36 protein-coding genes are annotated in these 26,043 nt (G+C 63.7%); 7 read left to right on the top strand and 29 right to left on the bottom strand.

What is annotated here, in order from left to right; all coding sequences use genetic code 11:
- Positions 1 to 171, bottom strand: coding sequence for a hypothetical protein (locus WG212_RS13325; RefSeq protein ID WP_337187590.1), 171 nt, complete (start codon positions 169 to 171; stop codon positions 1 to 3).
- Positions 171 to 1,079: a hypothetical protein gene (locus tag WG212_RS13320; RefSeq protein WP_337187589.1), complete on the bottom strand. Its 909-nt coding sequence runs from the start codon at positions 1,077 to 1,079 to the stop codon at positions 171 to 173. Before WG212_RS13320 ends, WG212_RS13325 begins: the two co-directional genes overlap by 1 nt.
- A 55-nt stretch (positions 1,080 to 1,134) precedes the next feature.
- On the opposite strand from WG212_RS13320, the gene WG212_RS13315 reads away from it, so the two are divergent.
- On the top strand, positions 1,135 to 1,641 hold the full coding sequence (locus WG212_RS13315) for a hypothetical protein (protein WP_337187588.1): 507 nt from the start codon (positions 1,135 to 1,137) through the stop codon (positions 1,639 to 1,641).
- On the opposite strand, the gene WG212_RS13310 is transcribed toward WG212_RS13315, so the two are convergent.
- The 25 genes from WG212_RS13310 to WG212_RS13190 all read right to left on the bottom strand — a co-directional run bounded on the left by WG212_RS13310 (position 1,626) and on the right by WG212_RS13190 (position 19,669).
- Positions 1,626 to 3,521 carry a hypothetical protein gene (locus WG212_RS13310; protein ID WP_337187587.1) on the bottom strand — a complete coding sequence of 632 codons (1,896 nt, stop codon included), beginning with the start codon at positions 3,519 to 3,521 and terminating at the stop codon, positions 1,626 to 1,628. The two genes, WG212_RS13315 and WG212_RS13310, sit on opposite strands and share 16 nt — an antisense overlap.
- A gap of 3 nt (positions 3,522 to 3,524) precedes the next feature.
- Positions 3,525 to 3,734: a hypothetical protein gene (locus WG212_RS13305; protein WP_337187586.1), complete on the bottom strand. Its 210-nt coding sequence runs from the start codon at positions 3,732 to 3,734 to the stop codon at positions 3,525 to 3,527.
- A 34-nt stretch (positions 3,735 to 3,768) separates the two neighbouring features.
- Positions 3,769 to 4,230, bottom strand: coding sequence for a GatB/YqeY domain-containing protein (locus WG212_RS13300; RefSeq protein ID WP_337187585.1), 462 nt, complete (start codon positions 4,228 to 4,230; stop codon positions 3,769 to 3,771).
- A 19-nt stretch (positions 4,231 to 4,249) separates the two neighbouring features.
- Positions 4,250 to 4,660: a hypothetical protein gene (locus tag WG212_RS13295; RefSeq protein ID WP_337187584.1), complete on the bottom strand. Its 411-nt coding sequence runs from the start codon at positions 4,658 to 4,660 to the stop codon at positions 4,250 to 4,252.
- Positions 4,653 to 4,997: a phage head closure protein gene (locus WG212_RS13290; RefSeq protein WP_337187583.1), complete on the bottom strand. Its 345-nt coding sequence runs from the start codon at positions 4,995 to 4,997 to the stop codon at positions 4,653 to 4,655. The genes WG212_RS13295 and WG212_RS13290 overlap by 8 nt, the downstream gene beginning before the upstream one ends.
- Complete coding sequence (locus tag WG212_RS13285) at positions 4,994 to 5,653, bottom strand: hypothetical protein (RefSeq protein WP_337187582.1); 660 nt, start codon at positions 5,651 to 5,653, stop codon at positions 4,994 to 4,996. Before WG212_RS13285 ends, WG212_RS13290 begins: the two co-directional genes overlap by 4 nt.
- Entirely contained in the window at positions 5,653 to 6,291 is a 639-nt protein-coding gene (locus WG212_RS13280) for a phage head-tail connector protein (protein WP_337187581.1), read from the bottom strand. The genes WG212_RS13285 and WG212_RS13280 overlap by 1 nt, the downstream gene beginning before the upstream one ends.
- A gap of 3 nt (positions 6,292 to 6,294) precedes the next feature.
- Positions 6,295 to 6,762, bottom strand: a complete 468-nt coding sequence (locus tag WG212_RS13275) for a hypothetical protein (RefSeq protein ID WP_337187580.1) — start codon at positions 6,760 to 6,762, stop codon at positions 6,295 to 6,297.
- Positions 6,763 to 6,820: 58 nt separating this feature from the next.
- Positions 6,821 to 7,273: a hypothetical protein gene (locus WG212_RS13270; RefSeq protein ID WP_337187579.1), complete on the bottom strand. Its 453-nt coding sequence runs from the start codon at positions 7,271 to 7,273 to the stop codon at positions 6,821 to 6,823.
- A 66-nt stretch (positions 7,274 to 7,339) separates the two neighbouring features.
- Entirely contained in the window at positions 7,340 to 8,680 is a 1,341-nt protein-coding gene (locus tag WG212_RS13265) for a phage major capsid protein (RefSeq protein ID WP_337187578.1), read from the bottom strand.
- Positions 8,681 to 8,688: 8 nt separating this feature from the next.
- On the bottom strand, positions 8,689 to 9,357 hold the full coding sequence (locus tag WG212_RS13260) for an HK97 family phage prohead protease (protein ID WP_337187577.1): 669 nt from the start codon (positions 9,355 to 9,357) through the stop codon (positions 8,689 to 8,691).
- 19 nt (positions 9,358 to 9,376) lie between these two features.
- Positions 9,377 to 9,595 carry a hypothetical protein gene (locus WG212_RS13255; protein WP_337187576.1) on the bottom strand — a complete coding sequence of 73 codons (219 nt, stop codon included), beginning with the start codon at positions 9,593 to 9,595 and terminating at the stop codon, positions 9,377 to 9,379.
- Positions 9,588 to 9,884, bottom strand: coding sequence for a hypothetical protein (locus tag WG212_RS13250; protein ID WP_337187575.1), 297 nt, complete (start codon positions 9,882 to 9,884; stop codon positions 9,588 to 9,590). The genes WG212_RS13255 and WG212_RS13250 overlap by 8 nt, the downstream gene beginning before the upstream one ends.
- On the bottom strand, positions 9,871 to 10,311 hold the full coding sequence (locus tag WG212_RS13245) for a hypothetical protein (protein WP_337187574.1): 441 nt from the start codon (positions 10,309 to 10,311) through the stop codon (positions 9,871 to 9,873). The genes WG212_RS13250 and WG212_RS13245 overlap by 14 nt, the downstream gene beginning before the upstream one ends.
- On the bottom strand, positions 10,308 to 11,057 hold the full coding sequence (locus WG212_RS13240; RefSeq protein WP_337187573.1) for a phage minor head protein: 750 nt from the start codon (positions 11,055 to 11,057) through the stop codon (positions 10,308 to 10,310). The genes WG212_RS13245 and WG212_RS13240 overlap by 4 nt, the downstream gene beginning before the upstream one ends.
- A gap of 96 nt (positions 11,058 to 11,153) precedes the next feature.
- Positions 11,154 to 12,473 carry a phage portal protein gene (locus WG212_RS13235; RefSeq protein ID WP_337187572.1) on the bottom strand — a complete coding sequence of 440 codons (1,320 nt, stop codon included), beginning with the start codon at positions 12,471 to 12,473 and terminating at the stop codon, positions 11,154 to 11,156.
- Positions 12,474 to 13,667: a terminase family protein gene (locus WG212_RS13230; protein WP_337187571.1), complete on the bottom strand. Its 1,194-nt coding sequence runs from the start codon at positions 13,665 to 13,667 to the stop codon at positions 12,474 to 12,476.
- Entirely contained in the window at positions 13,651 to 14,058 is a 408-nt protein-coding gene (locus tag WG212_RS13225) for a transposase (RefSeq protein WP_337187570.1), read from the bottom strand. Before WG212_RS13225 ends, WG212_RS13230 begins: the two co-directional genes overlap by 17 nt.
- A 515-nt stretch (positions 14,059 to 14,573) precedes the next feature.
- Positions 14,574 to 15,131 carry a hypothetical protein gene (locus WG212_RS13220; protein ID WP_337187569.1) on the bottom strand — a complete coding sequence of 186 codons (558 nt, stop codon included), beginning with the start codon at positions 15,129 to 15,131 and terminating at the stop codon, positions 14,574 to 14,576.
- 66 nt (positions 15,132 to 15,197) lie between these two features.
- Entirely contained in the window at positions 15,198 to 15,353 is a 156-nt protein-coding gene (locus WG212_RS13215; protein WP_337187568.1) for a hypothetical protein, read from the bottom strand.
- 1 nt (position 15,354) lies between these two features.
- The gene (locus tag WG212_RS13210; protein ID WP_337187567.1) at positions 15,355 to 16,017 is read right to left on the bottom strand and encodes a hypothetical protein; all 663 of its coding nucleotides are present in this window, start codon (positions 16,015 to 16,017) and stop codon (positions 15,355 to 15,357) included.
- Between the two features lie 31 nt (positions 16,018 to 16,048).
- Complete coding sequence (locus tag WG212_RS13205) at positions 16,049 to 16,558, bottom strand: hypothetical protein (RefSeq protein ID WP_337187566.1); 510 nt, start codon at positions 16,556 to 16,558, stop codon at positions 16,049 to 16,051.
- Between the two features lie 363 nt (positions 16,559 to 16,921).
- A complete protein-coding gene (locus WG212_RS13200) occupies positions 16,922 to 19,258 on the bottom strand; it encodes a bifunctional DNA primase/polymerase (RefSeq protein WP_337187565.1) in 2,337 nt (778 codons plus the stop codon).
- Positions 19,236 to 19,454: a DUF6511 domain-containing protein gene (locus tag WG212_RS13195; RefSeq protein WP_337187564.1), complete on the bottom strand. Its 219-nt coding sequence runs from the start codon at positions 19,452 to 19,454 to the stop codon at positions 19,236 to 19,238. The genes WG212_RS13200 and WG212_RS13195 overlap by 23 nt, the downstream gene beginning before the upstream one ends.
- The gene (locus WG212_RS13190; protein WP_337187563.1) at positions 19,451 to 19,669 is read right to left on the bottom strand and encodes a helix-turn-helix domain-containing protein; all 219 of its coding nucleotides are present in this window, start codon (positions 19,667 to 19,669) and stop codon (positions 19,451 to 19,453) included. Before WG212_RS13190 ends, WG212_RS13195 begins: the two co-directional genes overlap by 4 nt.
- Before the next feature lie 163 nt (positions 19,670 to 19,832).
- On the opposite strand from WG212_RS13190, the gene WG212_RS13185 reads away from it, so the two are divergent.
- The 6 genes from WG212_RS13185 (at position 19,833) to WG212_RS13160 (ending at position 25,306) form a co-directional block, all read left to right on the top strand.
- Positions 19,833 to 20,273, top strand: a complete 441-nt coding sequence (locus WG212_RS13185; protein ID WP_337187562.1) for a hypothetical protein — start codon at positions 19,833 to 19,835, stop codon at positions 20,271 to 20,273.
- 2 nt (positions 20,274 to 20,275) lie between these two features.
- Complete coding sequence (locus WG212_RS13180) at positions 20,276 to 20,662, top strand: hypothetical protein (protein WP_337187561.1); 387 nt, start codon at positions 20,276 to 20,278, stop codon at positions 20,660 to 20,662.
- 4 nt (positions 20,663 to 20,666) lie between these two features.
- The gene (locus WG212_RS13175) at positions 20,667 to 21,494 is read left to right on the top strand and encodes an ATP-binding protein (protein WP_337187560.1); all 828 of its coding nucleotides are present in this window, start codon (positions 20,667 to 20,669) and stop codon (positions 21,492 to 21,494) included.
- 26 nt (positions 21,495 to 21,520) lie between these two features.
- Positions 21,521 to 22,063 carry a DUF669 domain-containing protein gene (locus tag WG212_RS13170; RefSeq protein WP_337187559.1) on the top strand — a complete coding sequence of 181 codons (543 nt, stop codon included), beginning with the start codon at positions 21,521 to 21,523 and terminating at the stop codon, positions 22,061 to 22,063.
- A gap of 37 nt (positions 22,064 to 22,100) precedes the next feature.
- A complete protein-coding gene (locus WG212_RS13165; protein WP_337187558.1) occupies positions 22,101 to 23,066 on the top strand; it encodes a hypothetical protein in 966 nt (321 codons plus the stop codon).
- Between the two features lie 629 nt (positions 23,067 to 23,695).
- Complete coding sequence (locus WG212_RS13160; RefSeq protein ID WP_337187557.1) at positions 23,696 to 25,306, top strand: DEAD/DEAH box helicase family protein; 1,611 nt, start codon at positions 23,696 to 23,698, stop codon at positions 25,304 to 25,306.
- Here the strand turns inward: WG212_RS13160 and WG212_RS13155 are convergent.
- Both WG212_RS13155 and WG212_RS13150 read right to left on the bottom strand, forming a co-directional pair.
- The gene (locus tag WG212_RS13155) at positions 25,294 to 25,674 is read right to left on the bottom strand and encodes a hypothetical protein (protein WP_337187556.1); all 381 of its coding nucleotides are present in this window, start codon (positions 25,672 to 25,674) and stop codon (positions 25,294 to 25,296) included. The genes WG212_RS13160 and WG212_RS13155 overlap by 13 nt on opposite strands.
- The gene (locus WG212_RS13150) at positions 25,667 to 25,858 is read right to left on the bottom strand and encodes a hypothetical protein (protein ID WP_337187555.1); all 192 of its coding nucleotides are present in this window, start codon (positions 25,856 to 25,858) and stop codon (positions 25,667 to 25,669) included. Before WG212_RS13150 ends, WG212_RS13155 begins: the two co-directional genes overlap by 8 nt.
- Positions 25,859 to 26,043: the final 185 nt, after the last annotated feature.

The raw sequence follows: 26,043 nt of genomic DNA, 5'->3' as shown, positions 1-26,043 counted from the left end.
CTAGTCTTCGCCTTCGGGCGCTGGGATCAACTCGCCGGTCTCCACGTCGACCATCAGCCCGGTCACGTCGATCGGCTCGGGCAGCTCGATCTGAGCTTTCCTTAGCGGCGCTTGGGACGCGGTGACGGTGGCGGTGATGTAGCCGTCTTCGTTGTACTGGATGTAGAACATTAGCGCCTCGCTCGTTTTCTCTTTATGACCAGCGTCCGGTCCTCGGCGGGCACCTTCAGGCGGTTCCTGCCGGTGACTCGCAGGCCCCAGGCCGTGCCGATGGCCGCAGCATTCGCCGTGACGATCGCCGCATAGGCCGTGGGCGGGCCGTCCGCCGAGAGCGTGAGGCCGATGGCCGATGCCGTGGCGCCGTTCGTCGCCAGGGAGGCGGAGGCGGTCGTGATGGTGGTGGCCTGGCCTTCAGCCTCAACGTCGTCCGTGAGGGGCTGGGCCGTGGCCTGGAATGTCTGCTTGCCGGACGCCGATGCGGAGGCGTTTCCGGTGGTCGGTGCCGCCTCGCCCTCGAATCGGAGGGCCGCTGCACCTTGGGCCGTGGCGTTGCCTGTCGTAACCGAGCCGCCGCCCGAGTTCTGCTGCTCCGCGACGGCCTGACTTGCCGCAGGTTGCGTCGTGACCGCCGCCGAGCCGATGAACCGCTCGATGGCCGTGGCCGAAGCCGTGACTGGGGCCGTCGTGATCGCCGCCGTGCCCTTGAGCGTCTGCGTGGCGGAGGCCGCGACCGTCGTATTCGCCGTGGTCGGCGAGCCTGTCGCCGTGAAACTCTCTGTACCGGAAGCTGATGCCGCCGCGTTACCCGTCGTGACCGCCGCGCTGGCGAAGGCCTGCGCCCAGCTTGAAGCCGTTGCTGCGGTATTCCCGGTCGAAACCGAGCCCGTGCCGATGAATCTCTCCGCCGCAGTTCCCGAAGCCGTCGTGTTCGCCGTGATGACGTCCGCCGCCCCGCCGATCTCCTGCGGGGCCACGTAACTGGCGTCCGCGTCGACCGATGCGACCTGGGTGGTGACCGAAACCGTGCCGGTGAATGTCTCCCTGGCCGTGCCGCTCGCGGTGGCGTTGCCGGTCGTCAAGGAGCCCGCCGCGTAAGCGGTAGCCCATCCCGAGGCCGAAGCCTGGGCAGGCCCGGTGGTTGCGGCTCCTGCGCCGCTGAATCTTTCCGTCGCGGTGCCCGAGGCCGCCGCGTTTCCTGTGTTGGCCGCACCCGCCGCGATGAATCGCTGGCTGGCCGAACCTGTGGCCGTGCTGTCCGCCGTCGTGACCGCGCCCGATGCGATGCCCTGCATCCAGCCTGAGCCGGAAGCGGAGGTGTTCGCCGTGGTGAGCGAACCTGAGGCGACGAAACGCTCGGAAGCCGCACCGGATGCCGCTGCATTTCCCGTCGTGACCGCGCCAGAGGCGTATGCCGTGGCCCAGCCGGTCGCAGCCGCCGAGGCGTTGCCCGTCGTAACCGCGCCGGAGCCGGTGAACCGCTCGGAAGCCGTTCCGGATGCCGAAGCATTCCCGGTCGTCACCGCCGCAGCCGCCGTGACCAGGCCGAACGGGATGACCGCGCCGGGCTGGATCTGGCCGTACGGCGAGTTGCCGTACATCGAGTTGAAGATCACTGCGGGGCTCCTCTACAGGTTGCCGTAGACGATCTCCACGGTGATGTTGGCGCTGTTCCACGCGGTGATGGCCTGGAAGTAGAGCGTCTGGGCCGCCGATACGCTGAAGACCCGCTTAAGCAGGGCTGCGTTCGTGACCATCAGCAGGGCGTTGCCCGCCACCGCCTGTGACGAGATCACGTCGGTGGCGCCCGAGGTCGTTCCCACCTTGAGGTTGCCGGTGATGGCGCTGGCCGTGGTGTTGCGGATGAAGACGTCGATGATGTAGCAGTTGGCCGGGATGACGGCCGTGAAGTTCGCCGTCTTGCCCGCCAGCACGATGCGGTTGACCGCCATGAGCTGGTTGGCGTGATTCAGCATCAGCGTCCCGTAGACCGTGCCGCTCGTGGTCGTGATGCCCGCGTCGATGTTCGCGTTGATCAGGAGCTGGCCGGTCGGCGTGTAGGTGGCGAACTTGATCGCGTTTGTGATCGCCGCGCCGGAGCCGTTGAAGATGCCCGCGTTGGAGAGGTTCAGGTCGAGCTTGCAGTCAGTCACGTTGCCGATGACGACAGCGTCACCGCCGCTTCGATTGAAGGAGAAGTTGCCGATGAAATTGCGCAGGGCGTTCGTGCCGTCATTCTGGCCGAGGTGGAGGCCCGATGTCAGCGAGGTCGTGTTGATCGAGAAGGCGTGGCCGTTCCATCGCACGCCGTGCGACGAGTCGACCTGCATGGCCGTGTAGGAACAGGTGTCGAACTGGGAGTTCGCGCACTGGATCTCCTCGCAGCCCGCCAGGACGACGCCCGAGCTGCAGCCGATCAGGAAGACGTGGTTCATCATGACGTCGTTGCACTGGAAGAGGTCCAGGCCGATGTTCGAGCCCTTCACCCAATAGCGGTTGACGAAGTAGTCGTTCCCGAGAAGCTGGAGGCCGATCTGGCTTTTCGGCGTCTTGGTGCCGTCGTAGTTCCCGCCGCCGCTCCAGATCTCGAGGCAGCCGATCTCGGTCTGCGATTGGGTGGCGTTGGTGCCGATCTTGATCCCCATGCCGTAGCACAGGTCCAAGCGCAGGTTGCGGATGAAGGCCCCGGGGGCTCCGACGATGCTCCAGGTGCGGTTCGCCTGGCCGTTGGTGTTGTTGTTCGCCGTGCCGACCGTGGAAACCATCAGGACGTCGGCGTCGATGCCCACGTTGGTGGGGACGCTGAGCTGGCTTGCGAACAGGCAGCAGCGGTCGGGATAGTCCGGGTCGACCGGAAAGACGACCGTCACGCGGGAGTTGCCCAGTGGTTGGTTGTCGTCGATGGCCGTGCTGTCCACGAGGTTGCCCGCCGCCGTGAAGGCGTCGTTGATCTTGGACGCGTTGTCGGTGCCGATGTAGGCGATGGCGTTGCCCGAGGTGGCGGAGTTCGAGGCGGTCGCCGTCAGTGCCGCCACGGAGCTGTTGGTCACGCTGGCGATGGTCGTGCGGGCGATGTAGTTGTTGTTCACCCGGTCGTAGATGTTGATCACCTTGCCCACGTCGGCCGAGGTGAAGGCCGCGGTGCCGCTGGTGATCGTCGTGCCGCCCGAGGATGCGGTGATGTCGTCGACCCTGCGGCAGTCCATGACGACGCCGAAATCGCGGGCGTCGACCTGGCGGGTGGCCGCCCGGTTGAAGGTGCGGGCGATCCCCGCCGTGATGATCAGCGTGACGTTCACGCCGGACGCGTGGCTCGCCGCCGTGCTCGACTCGTAGCCGCGCGTGACGGTGAAGTTGGCGCCGCTGACGGCGGTGACCAGCATGATCTCCGAATCGACGATGATCCGGAAGTTGCCCGTGGCCGGAAAGCCGGAGGCCGAGGCGACGGTCAGGCTGGTGACGGAGTTGTTGATCGACCCGTTGAGCGTCGTCTGGGCGAGGTTTGCGAACTGCTCGCCGGGCATGGGCTAGAAGATGCGGTAGACGAGGTGTTCGGCGTCCTTCGTGGCGATGCCGCCGGACAGATAGCCGTATTCGGCGGCTTCTTCCTCGGTCCAGACCTGATACTCGTTGTTGCCGACGCGGAAGCGGTTCTCGGTGACGGTCTCGACGCTGGGGGCGTCGACTTTCAGGGCTGCGATGAAGAGCGACTTCTTGTCTGCGGTGTTCTTGGGCATGGCGGATTCCTTTCCGTGGTTTTCGATATGTGTTTTACGAGGCCAATCGGTCGGCCAGGATGCTGCGAAGCGCCTCCGGATCGGCCTTGCCGTCCGTTGCCTTCATGGCCTGTCCGACGAAGAAGCCCAACAGCTTGTCCTTGCCTGAGCGGTACTCGGAGACGCGAGCCGGGTTGGCCGTCAGGATCGAATCGACGACCTTGGTTAGAGCCTGTCGATCGGCGATCTTCGCCAGACCCAAATCCTCGACCAGTTCCTCGGCGCTCCGGGGATCGTCGAACATGAGTTCCTGAACCTCTTTCGCCGTCCGGTGCGAGATGACGCCGCCCGATAGGAGTTTGAGGAGCCCGTGCAAGCGATTCGGTGTGATCGGCGATTGGACGATGTGGAGGCCGCGAGCCGTCAGGCCGCCCTTGAGTTCGTTGATGATCCAAGAGACGACGAAGTTGGCCTCCAGGCCGGGCCAGCAGGGGTGTTCTTTCGTAATGGCTGACATTGGCCAAGCCTTTGATTAATCAGGCATTGCCTTCGGTGAACGTAAACGAAGTCACCGCCACGGTCGCACCCGCCTGGATGCTCGTGGTGTTGATGTTCAGGTCGCTCCCGGACGTGCCGACCGTGCCGTCGCAGACGACGGTGGTGCCGTTCGACTTGAAGAGGCGGAAAAACGCCGCGGTGCCGGTCGCGGCCGCGTTCGTGTCGCTGGTGATGGCGTTGAGTGTGAGCACGCCGCCCGAAGCGCCGGGGGCGAAGGTCGCGTTGCAGGTCAGCGTCGAAAGCAGCGTCTGCGAGGAGATCGCGGTGTTCGCGTCTGCGGGCTGCGAGGCGGTGTAGATCTTCAGCAGGGCGCTGCCGGCGGTGTAGGTCGTGATGGCGTCCGCGCGGGCGTTGCGGAGGCCGGTGGAGAATTTCAGGTTGTTAGGCATGGGTTAACCTTTCGATGGCTTTGATGGTGAGATAGCGGTTTTGCTCCCCCTGGTTGATGACTTCCTTCACCCAGAAGATCCGGTCGCCGAGCCTGAACCGGCTCGCGGTGGTCACGTCGGGCCGGTAGCGCATGACGATCTTGTGGCTGACCGGCGTCTGCATCTGCATCGCCTGGTAGCGTTCGTAGGATTTCACCGGGTCGAGCGAGGCGGAGACCGTGACGACGTCGTCCCATGTTTCTTCCCTGCCGCCCTGGCCGTCCGATACTGGCTGGCCCTTCGCCTGCAGCGTAAGCCGCTTGCGGAAGGTGGCGGGCAGGTAGTCGCAGCAGCTCATTTGATCCTCATGATCCAGACCACGCTCACCGAGGCGGGCCGGTTGTCGAGCGCCGCAGGGCTCTCGTAGCCGAGCGTGACGCTCAGGGAGTGCGAGTGGTTGGGCAGGGCAGTGCCGGCGAAACCGCCGGTGTGGGTATAGTCGCCGCCCGACTGGACGGTGACGTTCGTGTTGGCGCTAATCGTGTTGCCGGTCCCGGAACCGGCTGAAGTGACCGCCAGGCCGGTGATGCCGGTCAAAAGCCCGGTCGCCGAGCCTTTAACGCCGTGCATGTGGCCCGGGTCGTTCACCGTATGCGAGTGCGCCCCGCCGGATGCGACGGAAACCGTGCCAGAGGGCGTGCCGGCCGAAGCCGAGCCCGTGTTGCCCGTCAGCGTCACGGCCGGGATGTTCGCGGCGGAGAGCTTCACCTCGTTCGAGCCGACGGCCACGCCGGAATCCGCGTTCGCCCCGCCCACGAGGAACTTGCCGTTGTTCAGGTTGGGCAGCGTCATGCCGTTCAGCGGCGAGCGGATGTCGTTGATCGTTTGGCCGTTGCAGGGCACGTAATTCAGGGGCAGCATCGGGGCGAGATGCGGGAACCAGGGCAGGGCGACGCCGAAAGGATTTCGAAGCTGGCCGATCGTCGGCCGCATCGTCGGCTTGATGGTCTCCATCAGAGGCTCACGACGCGGTATTGGTTGAGGAGCTGCTTCGCTCCGGGCGGCAGGTCCATCGACGACTCGCACATGCCGCGCTGCTCGTAGAGGCCGGCGATGTGGATCAGGATGGCGGTGCGGATGGGCTGGGGCACGTCCTTGGCTTGAGCGCCGTAGCCGGCCACGTAGACGACGTCCGCCGCCCCGTAGGAGCGCAGGCTCCCGGGCCAGGTGGCGCCGTTGGTCAGCAGCAGCCGTCCCGAGCCGGTGTCGAGCCGGTAGCCGACGGGGTCGTAGATCGTACCGACGTCATCCAGCCCGTAGGTGGTGACGGTGGTGACGGACTGGATCGGGCCGCGCGGCAGCACGACGCTCGGAGTCAATGCGCCGTCGAAGTAGTTGACCGGCAGGTCGTAGACGCCGGCGGGCAGGTCGTCGAGCGCCCGGCTGCGGACCGGGTTCAGCGTCATGCGCCAGCTCTGGGTGATCAGCGACCGCCTGAGATATTCTTCCGCGGCCATGCGGGCCGTGGTGACGAGGGCGACGAGCGTCGCATCCTCGGAGTTGTCGTCGATCCGCAGCCACGACTTCACCTCGCCGACCGTCACCGGCTCGGAGACCGGGGGTGTGACGAGGGTGAGCGAGCTGCGGGACATCGACTACTTCTTGCCTTTGGCCTTGTCGGCCTTCTTGCCTTCGGTCGTGGCGGGCTTCGAGTCGCTCGGGATCGCGTCCGTATCGACTTCCTCGCCGGCCTCGGCCGCTTCGATGGCGGCTTTAACCGCTTCGACGCTCATGGTCGAGTCGACGTCCAGGCCGTACTTGTCGCGGGCCACGGCCACCAGCTCTTCGATGTGCTGGGTGTCGAGGTCGACGCCGGCTTCGCCTTCCTTGGTGGAATCGGGGCCAGTCACTTTGGTTTCCGTTGGGCCACTGACCTTGGTCGAGCGGTTTTCGGCGGGGTTCTTGCCCGCAGCCTTGCCGCTCACTTCCTGAACCACGCCGAGGTGAGAGAACTGCACGGCCAGATCGTCTTCGAGTTCGTAGGTCTCGCCCTTCTTGAACATCTCGACTTTCAGGCCGTCGCGGGAGCCGTGGGTCGACTCCAGCATCTTGTAGGTCTTCAATTTCGTTTCCATAAATCCTCCTTGATGAGATGGGGCGGTCATCCCGCCCCGACTCCGGTTAGGTGTTCACGTTCGCGGGCTGGTAGTGGTTGTTGCCGCGCAGGCCAACCACGCCGACAGGGGTGCCCGTGGTGTGGGTGCCGGTGATGTTGACCACGCCGCGGATGTAGCGCTTGTTGCCCTTATAGCCCACCAGGTAGCTGTTCGCTGCCCCGGCGTTGGCGACGATCTTGGCCGCGGTGCCCGTGTTGGTCGTGCCCGTGGCGTAGTTGGTCAGGTCGAGGTTGGCGACGTCGTTCCAGGTCGAGTTGTCGTCGGACTCCTCGACTTCGAGCTCGATGTAGACCGAGCCCGACAGGGTGTCGCCGTTGGCCCCGACGGTGAAGAGCAGGGCGGCGCTGTCCGCGTCGCGCAGGTCCATGCCGGTGGAGTTGGCGTCCGCCTGGCGCGGCGCCGAAGAGAGGAGATGGACGACGCCGGTCTCCGAGTAGAGGGAAGAACGAATAGGCATAGGAGATTCCTTTCAATAGAGTGGGGCGACCAAGGCCGCCCCTTGTTCGTCATGTGGTGGACTGGCTTAGCTTGCCGCGACGCGGGCGATCTTCACAGCCTCGCCATTAACCAGCGCCCCGCCCACGCGTTTCGTGGTGTAGAACTTCACGAAGGGCTTGTCGGTGAACGGATCGCGCAGGACGCGGACGCCGGTGCGGTCCACGATCTGGTAGGCCGCCTTGAAATCGCCGTAGACCGCCGCAAGGGCGCTCGCGGCAACAACGGGCATGTCGGCGGCGAAGTAGAGCGGAGCACCGAGGATCGAACGCTGGAGGCCGACGCGCATGTCGTACTGCATGTTGAAGATCGGCGTGCCGTTCAGATCCTTCAGCAGCAGCAAATTGCCGAAGCCCAAACGGTTGACCAGCCAGGACGCGTTGGTCTGATACTCTTCCTTTAAGGCCGACTGGAGATTGACCAAACCGTCATAGGAGAAGGCCGAAGCCGCCCCGGTGACGATCTGCTCAACCGCCATACCCGTGGTGCCGTTCGGATAGGTCAAGATGCCGCGAGGCTGCACCACGCCATCACCCACCATGAACGCTGTGTTTTCCATGCGGGCGAACCTTTCGGCGACCTTGCGGGCAAGCCATGCCTCGATGTCAACCACCGCGTCGTCGATGAGTTTCTGCGTCGCCTTGGGCTGCGCGTAGATCTCGTTGACGGGGATGACCAGCTTGTTCAGGCGGGGAGTATTGGTCTCCGGACGCGCCTGCGTCTCACCCACCCAGCCGGCGCCGGCCTCATCGTTGTCGAGCATGAACTCGAGCGAATCGGATCCGATCACTTGGACGCTGCACAACTGACGCATCGGCGAGGTCTCGCGGACCAGCGTGGTGATGGTGCCGCCGAGGGTCGGGATGACGAGGTAACCGCCGTCCGGGTCGCTGTTGACGGACATCGCCTTCAGCGCCATGGTGCGGGCTTCGTCTTCCTTGGTCTCGGTGCGCTTCAGGTAGTCGGTGTAGTCCTCGCCCTTCACGGCGCCTTTGCGGGCGAACTCGTTGAAGAGGGCGGTGCTCTTTTGGAGGTAGTCCTTCTCGGAATCACCCTTGCTCTCGGTCGACACCGAAATCGGGCGGGCGAGGGCGGTCTCCAGGAGGGAATACTTCTCCTCCATCGCCTTGAACTGGGCGTCGCGGGCGATCTTGTCGTCCTCGGCGGCCTTGGCTGCGGCTTCGGCCTTCTGGGCCAGGTCGATGCCCTTGGCGATGTCGTTGGCCATCTTGGTGAACGTGGCCTGATCGATGCCCTCGACGGCCTTCATCTTTCCTTTGATGTCGGTGAAATCGCTCTTCAGATTTTCGAACGCGTTGAGTGCGTTCTGGGTGGCAGCGGTCAGCTGCTCGAATTGAACGGTATCCATAAATGAACCTATAACTTAAATTGTTGAAACAAGGTGGCAAGCCTCTCGGTCGCCGTCTTCATCTCCCCACCCCCAGCGTCCCGCTGGGCAGGTTGCGGAATTAGCGAAGCGACGTAAGTCGCCACGCTGTCGGAAGCCCCTGCGTCCCGCAGGGCTGCCTCGATCTTTCGTTTGTGCTCGAACAGCTCGTCGAACGGGATTTCCTCGAGCGACTTCACCCTCGTCACCTGGGCCTTGTCGTTCATGGGGAACGTGACGAGCGACACCTCATACAGCTCGACTTCGGTGAGCTTGCGGGTGCCTTTCTTCTGGTCGATCTCGTACTGCTTCGGCGAGTAGCCGATGGACAGGCCCTTGATGGCGCCGCCCTTGAGCAGCTTGTAGGCGTCGTTGCCGCGCGTGGTGTCGAAGATCTCGCCTTTGCCGAACAGGCCCTTGTCGATCTCCTGGAGGTCGTGCCACACGCCGATCGGCTCTTTCGTGTCATGTTGCCAGAGGATCGGCACGAGGTCGGAAGCCTTGCGCCTGCCGAGGGATTTGAGGAACGCGCCCGGCACGATGATGTCGTTGCCCTGGTCGACGTTGTTGAAGACGGAGGCCCAGCCCTCGATCGTGCGAGAGTCCCCGTCCGCCTTGATCTCGAAATCGAAGGCGAAGTTTTTGACTTCCTTTGTCATGGTGTCCGTCCGTGGTTGGTTACAGATAGGCGATCGTGCCCGCGTGGCGGTCGATCAGGTAGTGGTTGCGGCTCTGCAGCTCGCCGTTCAGGTAGAACTCGTAGCGGCCGAGGATGGTGTGCTCGTCTTCGTGGACGATGTAGCTCTTGCCGGTGAAGCTGAGACCAGCTCCGGCGCGCGGCCGGAAGTCCACGGCGGTGACGTTGCCGTGGGTGGAGAGGATGCGGCGGTCAGGCATCGAGCGCCACGTCGAGCCTTTTCTGCACTTCGCGGGCGTATGCCGAGCCGTGGACGTCGCCGACGGCTGCGAGGATGCGGGCCTTGATCGTTGCCGGCTTGTGGCCGTCCGCCAGTGCCGCGCGGATGTAGTCGATCCAGTCGATCACCCAGTTCCGGCGGGCGAAGAAGTCGAGGATCAGTTCGAGAGGCAGGCCATGCGTGCCGACCAGCGCGAACGTTCCGGCCATGACCGGGCGGCCGTCGGTGGTGACGGCTGAATGGGAGAGGATGCGTTTAGAGGTCATCATCGGGCACGATCGGGTGCAGATTGTTGTAGCGGCACAGGTGCAGATGCTCCTGAATGCTGCCTGACCTGCCGGTCACGGCGTACCAGGCCCTCCAGAAACGGTAGGCGCATGTCGTCGGCCCCTCGCGGTAATCCCCGCTCTCGTGGTTCAGCTTGTTCGTCCGGAAGTAGTGGGCCACTCCCGGAAGTGCGTGGTACTGGCGGGCCGGACTGACAGTTGACTCCTTGCTCGCCGCAGTCCGTTTCGTCGTCTGCTGGCCGCTCTTCACGTCGCCGAATGCGTTGTAGATCGCCAGCTTCCGCTCGTAGGAAAGGTCGGACCAGACGATCTCGCGCATCCGCATGTAGTCGTCGAGTTCGATGTCGCTGTGGGTGTCCCGGTAAAACTGGTCCAGCTCTTTCAGCGTGATCTTCAGGGCCGCGGTCATACCTTCTCCTCGTAGCTCAGCGCACATCGGCACGCTACCGTGTTCCACGCACTCGCGTTCGTATCCCCGGGCCGGTCCATCGCCTCGCCGCCGACCGTGAATTTCTCGTCCAGGCCGACTTTCTGCCCGTCAGCCGCCATGTGCTCCGGCCGAGTGCGGGCGTCTCGCGTGGCGAGCCATTCCTTCTGCATCACGACGCCCAGCTCCCGCTCGGCTTCGCGTACACTCTCGATGCTGCCGAACGTGGCCGCCGCATGGGTTTCCGTGCGTGCCACGATTGAGGCCCGGAAGGGAGTCAGCGAACTGACTTGCCGGATCGCCCGTGCGATTGCGGCGGTTCCTTCGCCGTCCGCCACCGAGGCCGATATCGCTTTCACGATGTCGTCGCGGTCGGTGTCGGCGATGAGCTTGGCCTTCCTGAGCGCCTCGCGGGCGATCCATTCCTGGGTCAGCGCCTCGAAGATGCTCTGGGCTTCTTTGCGGCTGATGCGTCGCGACTTCACCTGGCCGAGGGCCATCCGCGAGAACACGGGGATGGTGCGGCGGTAATGGTCGGCGAGCATCTGGGCGAGGCGCGTTTCGTGTGCGGCGAAGACGTGATTGGGCGTCTGGCCGTTCTTTTTGTATTCCTGCGCGATCTTGCGGATCAGGGCGTTACGGGCTCGGGCGTCCTGGGCTCTCAGCATGGTCTCCAGCCGCGTCATGGCGTAGAGCCAGGCGTGGAGGGTGCGGTTACGGTTGGTCATGCATTCTGAGGGCGTACTCAAGCGAGTAGCCGCCTGTCAGCGCTTTCCGCCGTTGGAAGCCGATCAGTCGTAGGAAGCGCAGCCATGCTCGGAACCTCATTCTTGGTCCTCCTCCAGCTCGTCTTCCTCTGGCTTCGGCGGGTCGTTATTCAGCTCGTCGATGCCCGGATCGCCGATGAGGCTCAAAGGCACGCTGGTGGAAGACACCAGGATCACGTCGCCTTCGGGGCCGATATCGTCGTCGCCCATCGCGGCGCGTTTCTCGTTCACGGTCTTCGTGTTGTCGGCGTTGATGCGCTCGCTCTTCGCCTTCCGCAGCGGCTCGAGGGCCGGGATCATCTCCTCGTCGTACCAGAGGTAGAGGCCTTTGCCGTAAAGCGGGGTGAGCCAGCGGTTCAGGCCGCCCGCGATCAGCTGGATCAGCGGCAGCACGGTGTCGGTGTAGAGGGCGAGGCGGGCCTCGGCCATGTTCGAGTAGGTGGCGTCGCCGGGGATGCCCAGCAGCATCGGCGGCACGCCGAAGGCCAGCGCGATCTGGCGGGCCGCGGCGTTCATGCCTTCCAGAAACTCCATGTCCTTCGGGTTGATGGACATCTCCTGCCATTCCAGCCCGCCTTCCAAAAGAAGGGGCTTGCCGGAGTTGCCGACGCCGGAGAACTCATCCATCTGCTGCTTGAGCTTGGCGAACTGGTCGTCGCTCAGGGTCGCCAGCTGCCCGTCCTTGGCCTTCACGACCAAAGCGCCTGACGGCCTGGCCCCGTGCTTGAGGAGCGAGTAGTTCCAGATGTTCCCCGCGTTGTGCAGGTCGATCGCCAGGGCGGCGGCGTCCATCGGCGCCATGCCGTACCACGGCGAAAGCGGGTTGAAGGTCTTCAGGTGCAGGACCGCCGAACGGGCGGAGGTCGCATCCACCGGGTATTCGTGCCGTGTGCTGCCGTTCGGCTCGTACACGTACTTGGCCGGGATGCCCATGTACTGGCCGGGCTCCACGGTCATGTGGCCGGGGCTCAGGAGGAAGAGCTCCTTGGGCTGCTTCGACTGGAACCTGCCATCGAGGCCGCTTCCCTGGACGTAGGCGTTGCCCGAGAGGATGTAGTAGCTCGCCAGGTGCCCCATGAACTCGCGGTAGGACTGCATCTGGTTCGGGTTGTCGATCAGGTCGAGCAGGGGGGACTGCATCACCCGTTCGACGTCATCGCCCTTCTGTTGGAAGAGCTGGAGCTCCACCGAGGCGACGGCGGTCGCGATCTTGTTGGCGCAGGCAAAGGCCACGGCGTTCTGGCCGTACCCTTCCCTGGCGAGCCTCGCGTAGCTGGCGGACGCCGGGGCGAGCAGGGGGCTTCCGAAGTAGAAGCCACCGAACGAGAGCGATTTCTGCTCGGGGACGGGGGATGGTTTGCGGCAAGGCCAGGGCATCTACAGCCTGCGGATGCGGAAGTCGGCCCGGGGCACCGAGAACTTGCTCACCGCCAGGGCGAGAGCGCAGACGCAGTCGTCGTGCAGGCCTTCGGGCGCGTTGTAGCGGGCACCGGTCCTCGTGTATTCGTACTCGAACTGTTCCAATTCCATGACGATGACCCCTTCCGGGTAGCTGATCTTGCGTTGCTGAATGGCCACCGCCAGCCCTTCCATGAGCTGCTGCTTGCTGGTCGCGCTGAACTTGAACCCCTCGAAGCCTCGCCGGATCTTCTGCAGGGCCTCCAGGACGGGATCGCCCACGCCGGTGGAGTCCACCAGGGCGGGGCAGTCGCCGACCAGTTCTGCGATGCGCGAGATCGTCTCCTGCCACGGCATCTGGAACCGCTCGAAGCGGCAGACCGCACCGTACTCGTCGAGCGCGATGCAGACCGTCCAGTCGTGGCTCTTCGCCAGGTCGATGCCCCAGCAGTGGGGCGGACGGGTCGAGAGCGGAGCGACGCAGTCGGAGATGGCCTTGATGCCGAATGGGTTACCGCCGTCATCCGTCGGCTCGGCGAGGTAGAGCTCGCGGAAGACGTCTTCGGGAAGTGTTCGTTTCGCGTCCTCGATCTCGGCCGGGTCGAGCACGCCGCCGGCCGCCGCGTCGTAGGCGGTCAGCTTGTGGTATTCCATGTCCGGGTCGCCGGACTCGGCCTTGCGGCAAAGCTGGTAGAAGAAGTTCCTGCGGCCCTTGACGTTGCCGATGATCCGGATGCGGCCACGGGTCTGCGTCATGGTCGACCGCACGGCGTGCCACGATTCCTCGCGGAGGCGGCTCGCCTCGTCGATCACCGCGTCGTAAACGTCCTCGCCGTAGAGGTTGTCGGGCTTCTCGCCGGACTTGAACCAGATGTGCGTGCCGTTGATCAGGCTGAGGCGGAGGTCGGTGTCGTGGGCGTCGTAGATTTGTCGCGGGATGCCGTTCTTCAGGCGCCGGTAGGCGATCTTCGCCTGGGGATAGACCGGTGCCACCCACCAGCGGTTCTGGTTCGGCTTGCCGAGGATGGATCGCTCAAGCAGCCAGGCCATGCAGCCGGTCGTCTTGCCGGCCTTCGTGCTGGCCTCGATGAGGCCGTACCGCTTCTCGTGGAAGATGGCCGCGAGTTGTTTGTCGTAGAGCCAGGGGCGCTGATACTCAAACGTCTTTGTCACGCCGGTCGATGTTCAGCGTGAAGACGGCTGGCGCTTCTCCGTCAGCCCCGGTGTGGAGAGTCTTGTCGCCGTACTTCTTGGGGTTCCACTTGGCGAGGAGTTTCAAGTCGGTGTCGATGATCAGCTTGTCGCGGATGACGTCGCCGGTCGAGTAGCCGGGTTCGCCGCGCGCCGTCTTGCGGATGTCGGCGGTGATTCGTTCTTCGCCGTCCTCGCGCGCGTCTGCGATGGCGAGTGAAAGAGCTTCGTTGTCCGAGGCCCAGCGGCGTACCGTGCTCGGGTGGGGCATCCCGTCGCTGCGGCAGATTTCGGCAAGCGGCTCGCCATCGGCGAGGCGTACGCAGATTTCCTGAGCTAGTTCTGGGGAGTAGAGAGAGGGCCTGCCGGTCATAGGGTGGACGTGTGCCCGGCTGTCCGGGCCAAAATCTGGACGTGCGAAATTGCCTTGTTCCCAGCACCCTGCCACAAGCCTCACGCTCGCGCAAGGGAAAACATCAATCAGCGATTGAATTTTTATTCCAGACGGTCGCCGGCACCCCGGTTGCGGGCCTACCACATGCCGCTACAAGCCGTCGCCGGTGCCTTCAGCACCTTGGTAGTGCACGCACAGGGGTGAGCTCATCGGCTCGAAGTTTCGACAGAGCTGCGGGCGATTCTCGTAGTCGCCACACCTTCCCGAGGGCAGGAGGTTCTTGCAGGAGTACCAGTAGGCACTAAAAGATCGGCCATTTGCATCTTGCCATGTCCCACGCTTCCCAACTGGGTAGAAGGGGTGCCCTTGTGAGCGAAGCGATTCGCTCGCGACATCTTCGCCTTCATCGTCCCAATAGGTCCGTTCTCCCCCCTGGTGGAAGAGGGCAAACTTCTTGCAGCACGATCCGGGTGCATAACATTTGTCGCAAAGGCTCATGAGCTAACCGTTTTTGTCACGCCGGGCGGCGTGAAGACAGCGGTGACCCGCGTAGCCTCAACCCGCCCCTCTGCTTCGAGCGCCGCCTTCTTGTTCTCCCACAAGGCCTTCACCGACTCCACCAGCCGGTCGAACGCGTCGCCAAGGTCATGGCTGACATACCGCTGGTACTGCCTCGGATCAACTGCCTCGTCGCACACCTCGCGGACCAGGTTGCGGTAGGTGTCGCTGCGGATGCCCCGCATGACCTTGAGGTAGTCGGAATCGAGCATGGGGATGGGCTTGCTCGGCGCGCCGTCCTCGTCGCGGAGGATGAACATGCCGATCTTCGCCTGGACCGGCGAGAGGAAAAGCTTGCGCATCGTCATCAGCTGCACGCCGTAGAAATGGTGGTCGTGGCCGATGATCTTCCGCTGGTAGAGCTCGTCGAGGAGCAGGGGGGCCAGTACGCGGGCCGAACACACGTGGTTACGGGCATTTTTCTGGTAAACCATCTTCCTCCGAATGGCCATCGCCTCCGGGATGATGTCACCGACTTCGTACTCTTCCACCATCGCAACCCCTAGTCGTTTGGCGGAGGATGCCACAACATCTAGCCGGGCGCAACAAACTTCGTGAGCCTACTCGCCGATGCGGTCGTTGTGGGCCTTCATCAGCTTCCTGACGTCATTGACCAGCAGCTTGACGGCACGCTCCAGCACCCGGACGCGTTCGTCGAGGTCGAGCAACGCGGCCTGTTCCGACGTCAGCTCCGAATCGTCATCCCGCCCGCTCACGTCACCCCCGCACTTCGATCTTCTTGGGACGCGCGATCTCTTCAGGCAGGTTCTCCGCCGGCAGCACCCGCTGGTAGGCGCCTCGCGTCTGCACCATCACCCGCTCGCCCGGCTTCAGCGCCACGTCGCCCTCGGCCTTGTTCTGCACGATCGAATTCGTCTCGCCGTCTTCGAGCGTCACGATGTATTCGAGGCCCTGGCGGTCGGACGCCGCCTGCTCGATGGCCGCACCCGCCACTCCGGCGATGATGGCACCGGCGAGGAGCCCGGCGAGCGAGCCGTTGCCGCTGCCGATCATGGAACCGGCTCCCGCGCCCGCGATGACGCCCGTGGTGGCACCGATGCCGGTGTTCTGCCCGGTGATTTCGATCTCGCGCACCGAGATGACGGTGCCGAAGGTGACCCGGGTGGCCTGGCCGACGTCCTGCCACCCGTAGCGGTTCTGCCCCGGATGCTGGCACGCGGTGAGGCAGGTCAGCGCCAGGACGCTGAGCGCGAGGCTGGGGAGTCGGTTGATGCTCGTCCTGCCGACGACGCGTCGATTACGGTTGATGTGTGGAGCGTTCTGGTCTAGGTTCTTGGTAGCCATATCGAGGTCCTTTCTCGTGTGTGTTAGAAAACGGCTTCCCACCACCACGGGGAGCCGTTTTTGTTTTTTCAGCATAGCGCCGTCCGAACGAAGCGCAACTGGTTTGTTAGCGGCTCGTGCCGTCCGCACGCCCGCAGCCCATGAGAGCCGAAATCGCCTGGCGGCAAGTCCCGCGATCAGCGAGGAGCCGGTAAACCACGGCCCGTCGGCCTGCGATGTCGGGCGCCTTCGCTTTCCGCTCCACGCGGATGCATCCCATGTCTTCGAGGCCGCCCATGATGCGGCTGATCTCGACGGCTCGGAAGCACCGGAAACGCCTCAACAGGTCAGTCTGAGTCACGCCGTCCGGCCTAGATCCCATGTATCCCGCCAGGGCTGCGGCTTTGCCGGCCATCCTCTCCTCGGCCAGCGAAGCCATGACCAGGCGGGGCGGATGTAGCGAAGACGCGGCACCTTCCCGTGAGTCTGCCAGCATCGCGGCGAGAGTCAGGGCGACGCGGGCGGGTATGGCACCGCCGTCGAAATCCTCGATGCGGGCCACCGTCTTCTCCGGCAGGCCGATCGCCCTCGCCGCCTCCGCCCTGGTCATCCGGTGCCTGATTCGGAACTCCATCATCAGGGCTACGCATTCATTCGGGCCTGTGGTTCCATCGCCATCCATATTTCGTCCCTTCGCTGGTTCAGTTGCATTGAATGGCCTGATTCATTGCATTATTTGTATTCTTTGTAAAGGGAAAGATGGAAGGAAGGAAATATTGAAGCAAGACCCTATGTAATACAATACTTTATTTAATAATATTTATTATAATAATTATTTATTTCCTTCCTTCCCTAGAGACCCCCCTTTGATTTTATGTTCCCCTGATGGGGTGGGTGAGAAACGCCTAGGGTTTTGGAAGGAATTGATTAAACGGCGGGAAATCCACGATAAAACGAGGTAAATATTTACTTCCGTGGAAATAATCTGGGCGCAGGCGCCCTAGCGGGCCCGGAACATGACCGGCGGCCTGCCGGCCCCGCCGGTCGGGGCGGCGTCGAAGGGCTCCATGACGCCCTGTTCCTGGAGCGAACAGATGAGCTCGTCGATGTCCTTCCGCTTGAGGCGGCGGAAGCGGCGGAGCAGGGAGGAGCGGCTGACGCCGGCCGTCCCCTGGCTCCGGATGAAGCGCAGCATCTCGTGGCCGTTCGCCTCGTGCTCGGTCTCGGCCATGTGCTCGGTGGCCAGCTCCTCCATGTAGCGGATGGACCGGCCGACGATGCTCTTGCCGATGTCCAGGTCGGCGATCGTCACGACGGGCTCGGCCGTGTCGCGCGCGATGGCGAATATCATGGCGACCTTGATGGCGTTCTCGGCGTAGCGGGCCCACAGTGCGCCGGTCGGGCCCTCCTTCTTGATCCGCTCCAGCTGCTCGACGCGCATCTGGTACACCTCGTCCTCCACGCCGATGCCCCATTCGACCCGGCGGATCCGCCCGACGACGGAGCAGGAGTTGGCCGCCCCCAGCCCGTCTTCCGACGACAGCTCGAGCCGCTTCCACGCCTCGACCAGCGGTGCCGGATACTCGATCGGCGGCACGTGACGCTTCACGGTCACCTCGACCGTGCTGGGCACGACGATGAACCGGTTGAGGTCGCCAGACTCGATGGCGCCCTTCCGCAGGGCCGGCACGTAGCTGGAGAGCGTCGTGGTGCCGTAGATGCACAGGTTCGGCTGGTGCAGGACGATCGGCTTGAGCTTGGCGTCACCGTAGGAGCCGTGGTTGTAGCTGCCGTTGCTGGCGCTATAGAACTCCATCAGCAGCTTGCTGGTCTCCCGCAGGTAGGGCATCGTCTTCGGGTCGGAAAGCGCCGTGAGGAACATGCCGAACTCGTCGAGCATCATGATCTGGCTGGCCCGGCTCTCCATCTCGCGGGCGAGGCCCGAGCCGGAGCGGATGGCGTTGCCGCCGACGAAGGCCGACAGTTCGGCGCGGGCGGCGAGCCCCTGGATCATCTTGCGGCTGAAATCCTTCCCCTGGCCGGTGCCGGCGATCCCCACGAGGTAGATGTTCGTCCGCGTGTCGAGCGGCGAGGCGTAGCGGCGGCCCATGCAGGCCCCGGCAAAGGCCAGGACGTTGAGCAGCGCCAGCTCCGGCTGGTCGAAGAACGCGTGCAGGGTGATCCAGCGGACGGTGTCGCCGATCATCCCGGGCAGTTTCAGGGGCGAGAAGCCGAACTGGCCCGTCCCTGCGTCATCGTCACCTCCTGCGGAAACTTCCGCCGCCGGGGCCTCGTCCTGGGCCCCGGCCTGGGTAGGGTTTGCCTCGGCCTCCTGTCGCTCCCGCCAGACGTTCTTCACCTTCTCGGCGAATGAGATGACGTTGGAAACGTCGGCCGGCTGACGCTCGCGGGCCATCTCGGCCGGCTTCCAGCCGTGGGTGCGGGCCATGTCCACCAGCGTGCCCATGGTGATGCCCTGGCCGGGCCGGAAGCTCTTCCAGTGGGATACGCAGCAGTTTGGCTTGTACTGCCTGCCCCTCTGGCTCCAGTCGTCCCACATGGAGAGCGGGTAGCCGCCCGAATGCAGCGCCATGCCCACGTGGATCCAGTCGCCGTAGCCCATGCTGGGGTCGAGGGCGTCGAGCATTCCACGGACGTCGTAAGCGCTCCATGCCGGCGTCGCGCCGCTCGTCGCGGTGTAATCGCCCGCCGGCTCCGCCCGTCTGGGTGCGGACGACAGCAGCAGCGACATGAGCCACGTAGGCGCGTGTGGCACGCCGAGCCTGAAGGATTCTTCCCGCACGCGGTATTTGCGGCCAGAGTGGTGGGTCGAGGGCGGGGCCACGATGTAGCCGCCGTCGGCCCGCACGTCGACGCCTTCGTACCCGGCCAGCTTCTGACGGCTCTTCACGATGACGTTCGGGTAGCGGAAGAGCAGGTGGCGGCCCTTGCCGGTCTCGAAGATCATGCCGGGCTGGACCGGCGACTGGCGGTTGGCTTCGGTCATCGCCTTCCAGCTCTCCTCCCCGGCCTGGCCGTCGAGGTCGATGACGATCACGCCGGATTCTTTGCCGGTGGCGATGCCCACGTTCAGGTCCGTGCGCCCGTCGAACAGGCGGGTGATCGCCTCGCGGTCCTTCGTGGCGTCCTTGAAGCCGTGCGCCGTGTAGGGGTGCTTCCCCGGGTGGCCGCAGCTCGCGCCTTCGCGGCAGGTGCAATGGCCTTCGGCGGTGATGCCGTGGATGGGGAAGAGGGAGAAGCCGTAGGTGAGGTGCCAGGAGAGGAATTTCCCGAGCGGGGTCTTGAAGAAGTCGTCAGTCGAGCGGTGGTTCATCATGAGGCAGGCCCCGGGTTGCTTGTTCAAACGCCTGCATCGCGTCCTGGAACCCGCCGACGAGGCAGCGGAGGAACTGGAGCCACTGGCCGTCGTCGAGCCTCGCGAGGTCGCTCACGCCGAGCGAATCGAGATACTCTCCGCCCGCCTGGCCTCCGGTGAGGAGCGCGATGCGTTCTTTCTCGTCGGGGTCGATCACGGGACGCCCTCGCCCTCGGTCCGCCTGCGCAGGAAGTCGTTCACCTCGGCCCGGTCGTAGCGCACCGGGCTGTTCTGAGAATCCCCCAGCTTGATCCAGCGGGGGCCGCGGTTCTCCATGCGCCATCGCTTGAGCGTCACCTCGTCCACAAGGAGCAGGGCCGCCACGTCCTCGGATTTCATCAGTTCGACGCCCGGCTCGATTCCTTCGGCCATAATGCACTCCATGCCATTTTGTTATCGGCCGAATCATATGGATCAATATTTGTTGGGTCAAGTAGTAATTTATGATTGACATGTGGGTGCATTGCGGTCTAGGGTCCGTCCTGCGGCATGACGCCGCACCATAGAAACGAATCGAACAGAAAAGAGGTACATCATGGACGAACTCCAACAACTCACCGACCAGGCCTTGCTCGAGGCCATCCTGGCGGCCGAAGCAGCGGCCGACGCGCAGGCCAAGGCCCTCCGCCGCCTCAAGGACGAATACCTGCACCGCAAGCGCGACGCGGTCGCCAAAGCCTACGCGGAAAAGGGCAGCCAGTTCGGCGTCGTCCACATCGAAGAAGCAGGCTGCAAGATCGACGTCACCACCGCGCCCCGCGTCGAGTGGGACCAGGAAGAACTGGCCAAGCTCGTGGAGACGATCAGGGACGATTGGGGCAGTGATCCTTACGAATACATCGACCGCAAGCTCACCATCAAGGAATCGAAGTACAAGGCCTGGCCCAGCGACTTGAAAGCGAGCTTCGAGCCCGCCCGCACCGTCAAGCCGTCCGCGCCGTCGCTCTCCGTAACCCGCAGCGATGGGAGCGAGTAGGTATGGCGAAGAAAAGAAAGCGCAAAGTAATCCAGAAAGCTACCAATAAAGTGGTGACGTTGGATTACTTGAACCACCGGGCTGAATCGCTGCATCGAGCTGGGTACGAGAAGCCTCGGTGGATCATCTTCTGCGAAGTAATGATCAGAGACGGCTTTCTTGTCACTTTGTACGAGGCTAGGAGGACGGTGTCGAAGTACATCACCGTAGCGAGGCCGGACTTGGGAGATTTCAAGGTCCGATTCAGCAACCACCGGCCGATTGCCGCCCGCGAACTCAATGGCGACTGCGACTTCTTCGTGGGGGTCACCAACCTCGCCACGACGACGACCGGTCAGGCCATCGCCGCGGTACGCGACCGATTCAAACAATCAGCACAAAAGGAATAGAACCATGGCTATCTCACTGTCATCCATCAAACGCGGCGTATCCGAAACGGCTCCCCGCGTCCTCATCTACGGCGTGCCAGGCATCGGGAAAACGACGTTTTGCGCGAACGCCCCCGAACCTATATTCATCCAAACCGAGGACGGGTTGGGCGTGATTGACGCCCCGGCCTTCCCTCTGGCGCAGTCTTATCAGGACGTGCTCGACGCCCTGAACGTGCTGATCGCTGAAAATCACGGCTTCGGGACGCTGGTCGTCGATTCGCTCGACTGGCTGGAGCCGCTCATCTGGAAGAAGGTGTGCGAGAGGCAGAAAGTCGGCACAATCGAGGATCTTGATTACGGCAAAGGCTACACCATGGCCGTGGGTTACTGGCGTGAATATATAGATGGAATCAATTATCTCCGCGATGCGAAGCAGATGATGATCATCCAAACGGCCCACTCGGCAGTCAAGCGGTTCGACAATCCGGAGACCGGCCCGTACGACCGATATCAGATCAAGCTGCACATCAACAGCAAGGGCGAGGGGGCCGGCGCGCTCGTGCAGGAGCACAGCGACTGCGTGTTGTTCGCCAACTACAAGACGAACGTGACCGACGAAAAATTGGAATTCAACAAGACGAAGAAACGCGCAATAGGTTCGGGAGCGAGGATGCTTTACACGCAGGAAAAGCCCTCGTACCTCGCCAAGAACCGCTACGGCCTGCCCGAGAGCATCGCGCTCGACGGCAACACCTGGAGTGTGCTCGCCCAGCACGTGCCCTACCTGAAGAAGTTCCTGCCCGACTCGCCGCCCCCGGCCGAGCAGGAAGAACCCGAAACCAACGCTTAACCACCAGCCATCGAAAGGAAAAGACCATGGCATACCTAGGACAATCCATCAACACCGGCGAGGTCGAGTACAACACCGGCAGCCGCGACCCGCTGCCGGCCGGCGTTTATTCGCTGGTCGTCGTCCGGTCCCAGCAGAAGGATACCAAGAAGAAGGACGGCGTGTTCGTCGAGGTCGAATTCGACATCACGGCCCCGGACGGCTTCACACGCCGCAAGTTCTGGGACACCTTCAACATCATGAACCCGAGCGCAGAGGCCACCCGCATCGGACTGGAGCAGCTCGGCAAGCTCGCCAAGGCGGCCGGCATCCCCGTGCTGCAGGATGATCAGGAACTGCTGAACGCCGAGGTGCAGGCCGAGATCTACATCGGCAAGGACAATAACGGCACGCCCCGCAATCGCGTCTCGGGCTACTACCCGATGGGCGTCGAGGTCAAGGCGTTCAAGGAGCAGGTCAAGGCGAAGGCGGGCGGGCAACCTGCCGCCAGTCAGCCGGCCGGGGCTGCGAGGCCTGCGGCGGCGGCCGCCAGTGCGGGCGGCCCCTCCTGGCGCAAGCCGGTGGCGTAAAGGGGATGGCGCGGGGGCAACCCCGCGCCGCTTGCCTATGGCGAAGATCCCCACCCCTGACGAGCGCGCCCCGACCCTGGAGGCGGCCGACCGGGCCCTCGAGTCGAAGTCGCAGCTCGAGAAGCCCAGGCCATACCTCGGCATGAGCAGCCTTGCTGAGCCTTGTTCGCGAAAATTGTTTTACCGATTCCGCTGGGCTGGCCGCGAAATCTTCGACGCCCTCACCTTGAAGCGATTCGAGGACGGGTTCAGAACCGAGGACCTGGTCATCCAACGGTTGAAAATGGCCCCAGGCGTGACGGTCATCGACCGCGACCCGGCGACAGGGCGACAGATCGCCTATAGTGACGTGGACGGTCATGTGCGAGGCCACGCCGACGGCTTGATCGATGGAATTCTACAGGCCCCAAAGACGCGGCACGTCCTGGAAATTAAAGCGACCGCGCTCAAGAAATTCAACGAACTCCAGCGAATAATCAGGGATTACGGCCAGAAGGCCGCTCTGCGGAAGTGGAATCCAATTTATTACGGCCAAGGAATGCTTTACGCATTCTATGAAGGCTTGACGCGGCACTACACCGTGGTAAGCACCCCGGGTGGCAGGGAATGGCTGGGCGTTCGCACCGACGCGGACACGTCGATCGCCCTTGAGCTGAAGGCTAAAGCCGAAAGAATCGTGAGGGCCAACACCCCCCCGGTGCGACTGAGCGAAACGCCCGACCAGTTCGAATGCCGCTTTTGCTCGTTCGCGAACATCTGCCACAGGCAACAGCCGCCGGAGCGGAACTGCCGCACTTGCCTGCATGCGGCACCTGTCTGGCGAGGGCAATGGCGATGCGAACGATGGGACAAGATTCTCTCCGAAGATGCCCAGCGCGAAGGCTGCCCCGCTCATTTGTACCTGCCCGGCTTCGTGGCCGGCGAGGTCGACGACGTGGGCGAGTCATGGGTTAAATATCGGATGCATGATGGATCGACTTTCGTCGACAGCGAGACGGGATAGAGGAAACACGTTATGAATAACCCCACAATATTCCACTCTGGGCCGATTGTCACTGCTTCGGAGGCCAGGTCTCTTGGACTGCGGCATTACTTCACCGGGACCCCTTGCTCGAAAGCACACGTCGCGCAGCGGTACTTGCTCAACAATACATGCGTAGCATGTAAATCTCAGAGAGACCGAGCGGTCTATCGAAGTAATCCTGAGCCTGTAAAAGCTCGCGTCGCCAAGCGAAAAGCCGACTGCACAGAACAAGTACGCGCGGCAGGCCGTGTTTACTACGAAATGCACAAGAAAGAGATCGTGGATCGGAAGCGACGTTGGCGAAAAAACAACCCTGATCATGTCAGGGCGAAATCGCGAATCTACTCAGCCAAGCGGAAGGCGCGGAAGTTGGAGATCGGCGGAGATCATTCATTGGAAGACATAGTTCGGATCCTCCGCTTGCAGAAGCGAAGGTGCGCGTGCTGCAAGGTGAAACTTGTCTCGGCGTATCACGTAGATCACATAGTTCCTCTTGCTAGAGGAGGCGATAACTCGGCGAGGAATATTCAGGTGCTGTGCCCTCCCTGTAACTGGTCAAAACACGCCAAAGACCCCATTGACTTCATGCAGTCACGCGGCTTCCTGCTATGAAAACGCCCCGCCCGCACCAGAAGGCCGCGAACGACGCGACGATCGACTTCGTAACCCAGAAGACCGGCAACCCGATGGTGGTGATCCCGGTCGGAGGCGGCAAGAGCTTCGTCATGGCCGACTTCATCATGCGGATACGGGCGATCTACGCCGAGGCGCGGTTCGTGATGCTGGCCCACATGTCCGAGCTGCTCAAGCAGAACGCGGGCGAGCTGTTCGGCCTCTGGCCCGACGCTGACGTCTCGTTCTACAGCGACAAGCTCGGCCAGAAGCGCCTCGACGGCCAGGTGGTCTTCGCCAGCATCCAGAGCATCTACAAGCGGGCCTTCGAGATACGCGGCATCGTGGACTTCGTCCTGATCGACGAGTGCCACCTGCTGTCGCCCAACGAAAACACGATGTACCGCCAGTTCCTCTCCGAACTGCGCATGAACAGCCCCTGCGTGCGCGTCGTGGGCTACACCGGCACGCCCTTCCGGCCCGGCAGCGGCTACCTCCACCGCGGGGAGAACGCCCTGTTCACCGACATCGCCTACGAGGTGCCGATGAACCTGCTCATCGACCAGGGATACCTCTGCCCGCTCGTCACGCCCCGGATGCGCACCCAGATGGACACGACCGGAGTGAAGCGGCAGGGCGGCGACTTCATCGGCAGCCAGCTCGCAAAAGCGGTGGACAAGGAGGAAGTCACCAGGGCCTGCGTCGACGAGATCGTCGAGCACGGCGCCGTCCGGAAGAAATGGCTCGTCTTCGCGGCAGACGTCCAGCACGCCGAGCACATCCGCGACGAGATCCGGGCCCGGGGCTACACCTGCGAAGCGGTCCACAGCAAGCTGCCGGTGGAGCGCCAGAACGCCATCCTGCGGGCCTACGAGGGCGACGGCCTGCGATGCCTGGTGAACGTGGCCCAGCTGACGACCGGCTTCAACAACCCGGCGATCGACCTGCTCGCCTTCATGCGGCCGACCCGCAGCCCCGTGCTCTACATACAGTGCTGCGGGCGGGCCATGCGGACGTTCCCCGGCAAGCGTGACGCGGTGGTGCTCGATTTCGGCGGGGTGGTGGAAGCGCTTGGGCCGATCGACCAGATCGCCGTCAGCCAGCCGAAGAAGCGCGGGAAGAGCGACGACCGGACCGTGCCTGTCAAAATCTGCCCCTCCTGCCAGGCCGAGTCCTCCACGGCGGCCCGCGTCTGCATCGCCTGCGGCCACGAATACCCCGCGCCGGCGCACAACCTGAGCGGCGAGGCCAGCGACGCGGCGATCCTCTCATCCCAGATCAAGCCGAAGAGCGTGCCGGTCACGCGGGTCTTTTACGCCCTGCACCAGAAGGACGGCAAGCTGCCGACCATGAGGGTCAATTACCAGTGCGGCCTGAAGACGTACCGGGAGTGGGTCTGCTTCAGCCACTCGGGCTCGCGCCGGCAGGACGCCGCCAACTGGTGGCAAGTGCGCGCCCCCGGCATCCGCACGCCGAACAGCGTCGAGGAGGCCCTGAAGCTGGCCCCGTCGCTCCCGGTGCCTAGCGAGATCCTGATTAAGAAGGGCGGCGGCGGGTACTGGGAAGTCGTCGAGTGCGTGTTCGAGCCGATCGCTCAGGCTGGCTGAACGTCCCAGAGCCGGATGACCGAGCCCCATTCGTCGCCAGCGGCCTTCTCGTAACGCACCGGCATCAGCTCGACGCCCTGCCGGTTGTCGTCGACGAGGAGCTTTTCCTGCTTCAGGGCGTCGCAGAGGCTTTTGAAGTATGCGTCAGGGTCGGCGCCACGCTGGCCCTTCTTCAGGATGATCGTGAGTTCCAGCCGCCGCTTCCCGACCGCGCGGGCTGCCTTCTGGGAATAGGCCCAGACCAACTGTCGGTCCCGTTTCTTGAGCTTGTGCCCCTTGGACCAATGCCCGCTCAGAATCTCGTTGAGCTTCGCCGGGTGCCACGATGGGATAAAGATCTCGACGGCCAGAGCCGCCTGTTCAGTCACCGCGCCTCGCCGGAGTGGCCTTCTTAGCGGGGGCCGCGACCTCGCGCTGCAGCTGGGCCACCACCATCTTGCTCTGGCCGGACGGCAGAGCCAGTATCCGCTGGCGGTCGGCGTCGCTGACGTACGCCAGTGCTCCCCAGCGCTTCACCGCGTCGGGCGTGGGTTTGATCAGTGCTTCATACATAATCGGCCTCCCTGTTGTTCGTTGGTCTCCAGTCGGTTGAATCTTTACAAGCTCTGACAAAACCCGCTGGCATCCGGTTTGCGCCCTGTCCCGGTAGTCCCTCTCCATCAAGGAGACTACCGCCATGGCCAACGCCAGCATCCCCGAGCAGTACTACGAGGCGGTCGCCCACCACTTGCCCCCGG

The organism is Phenylobacterium sp., assembly GCF_037189685.1.
In the GTDB taxonomy this organism is placed as follows: domain Bacteria; phylum Pseudomonadota; class Alphaproteobacteria; order Caulobacterales; family Caulobacteraceae; genus Phenylobacterium.
This window is presented reverse-complemented; position numbering and strand designations above follow the sequence as displayed.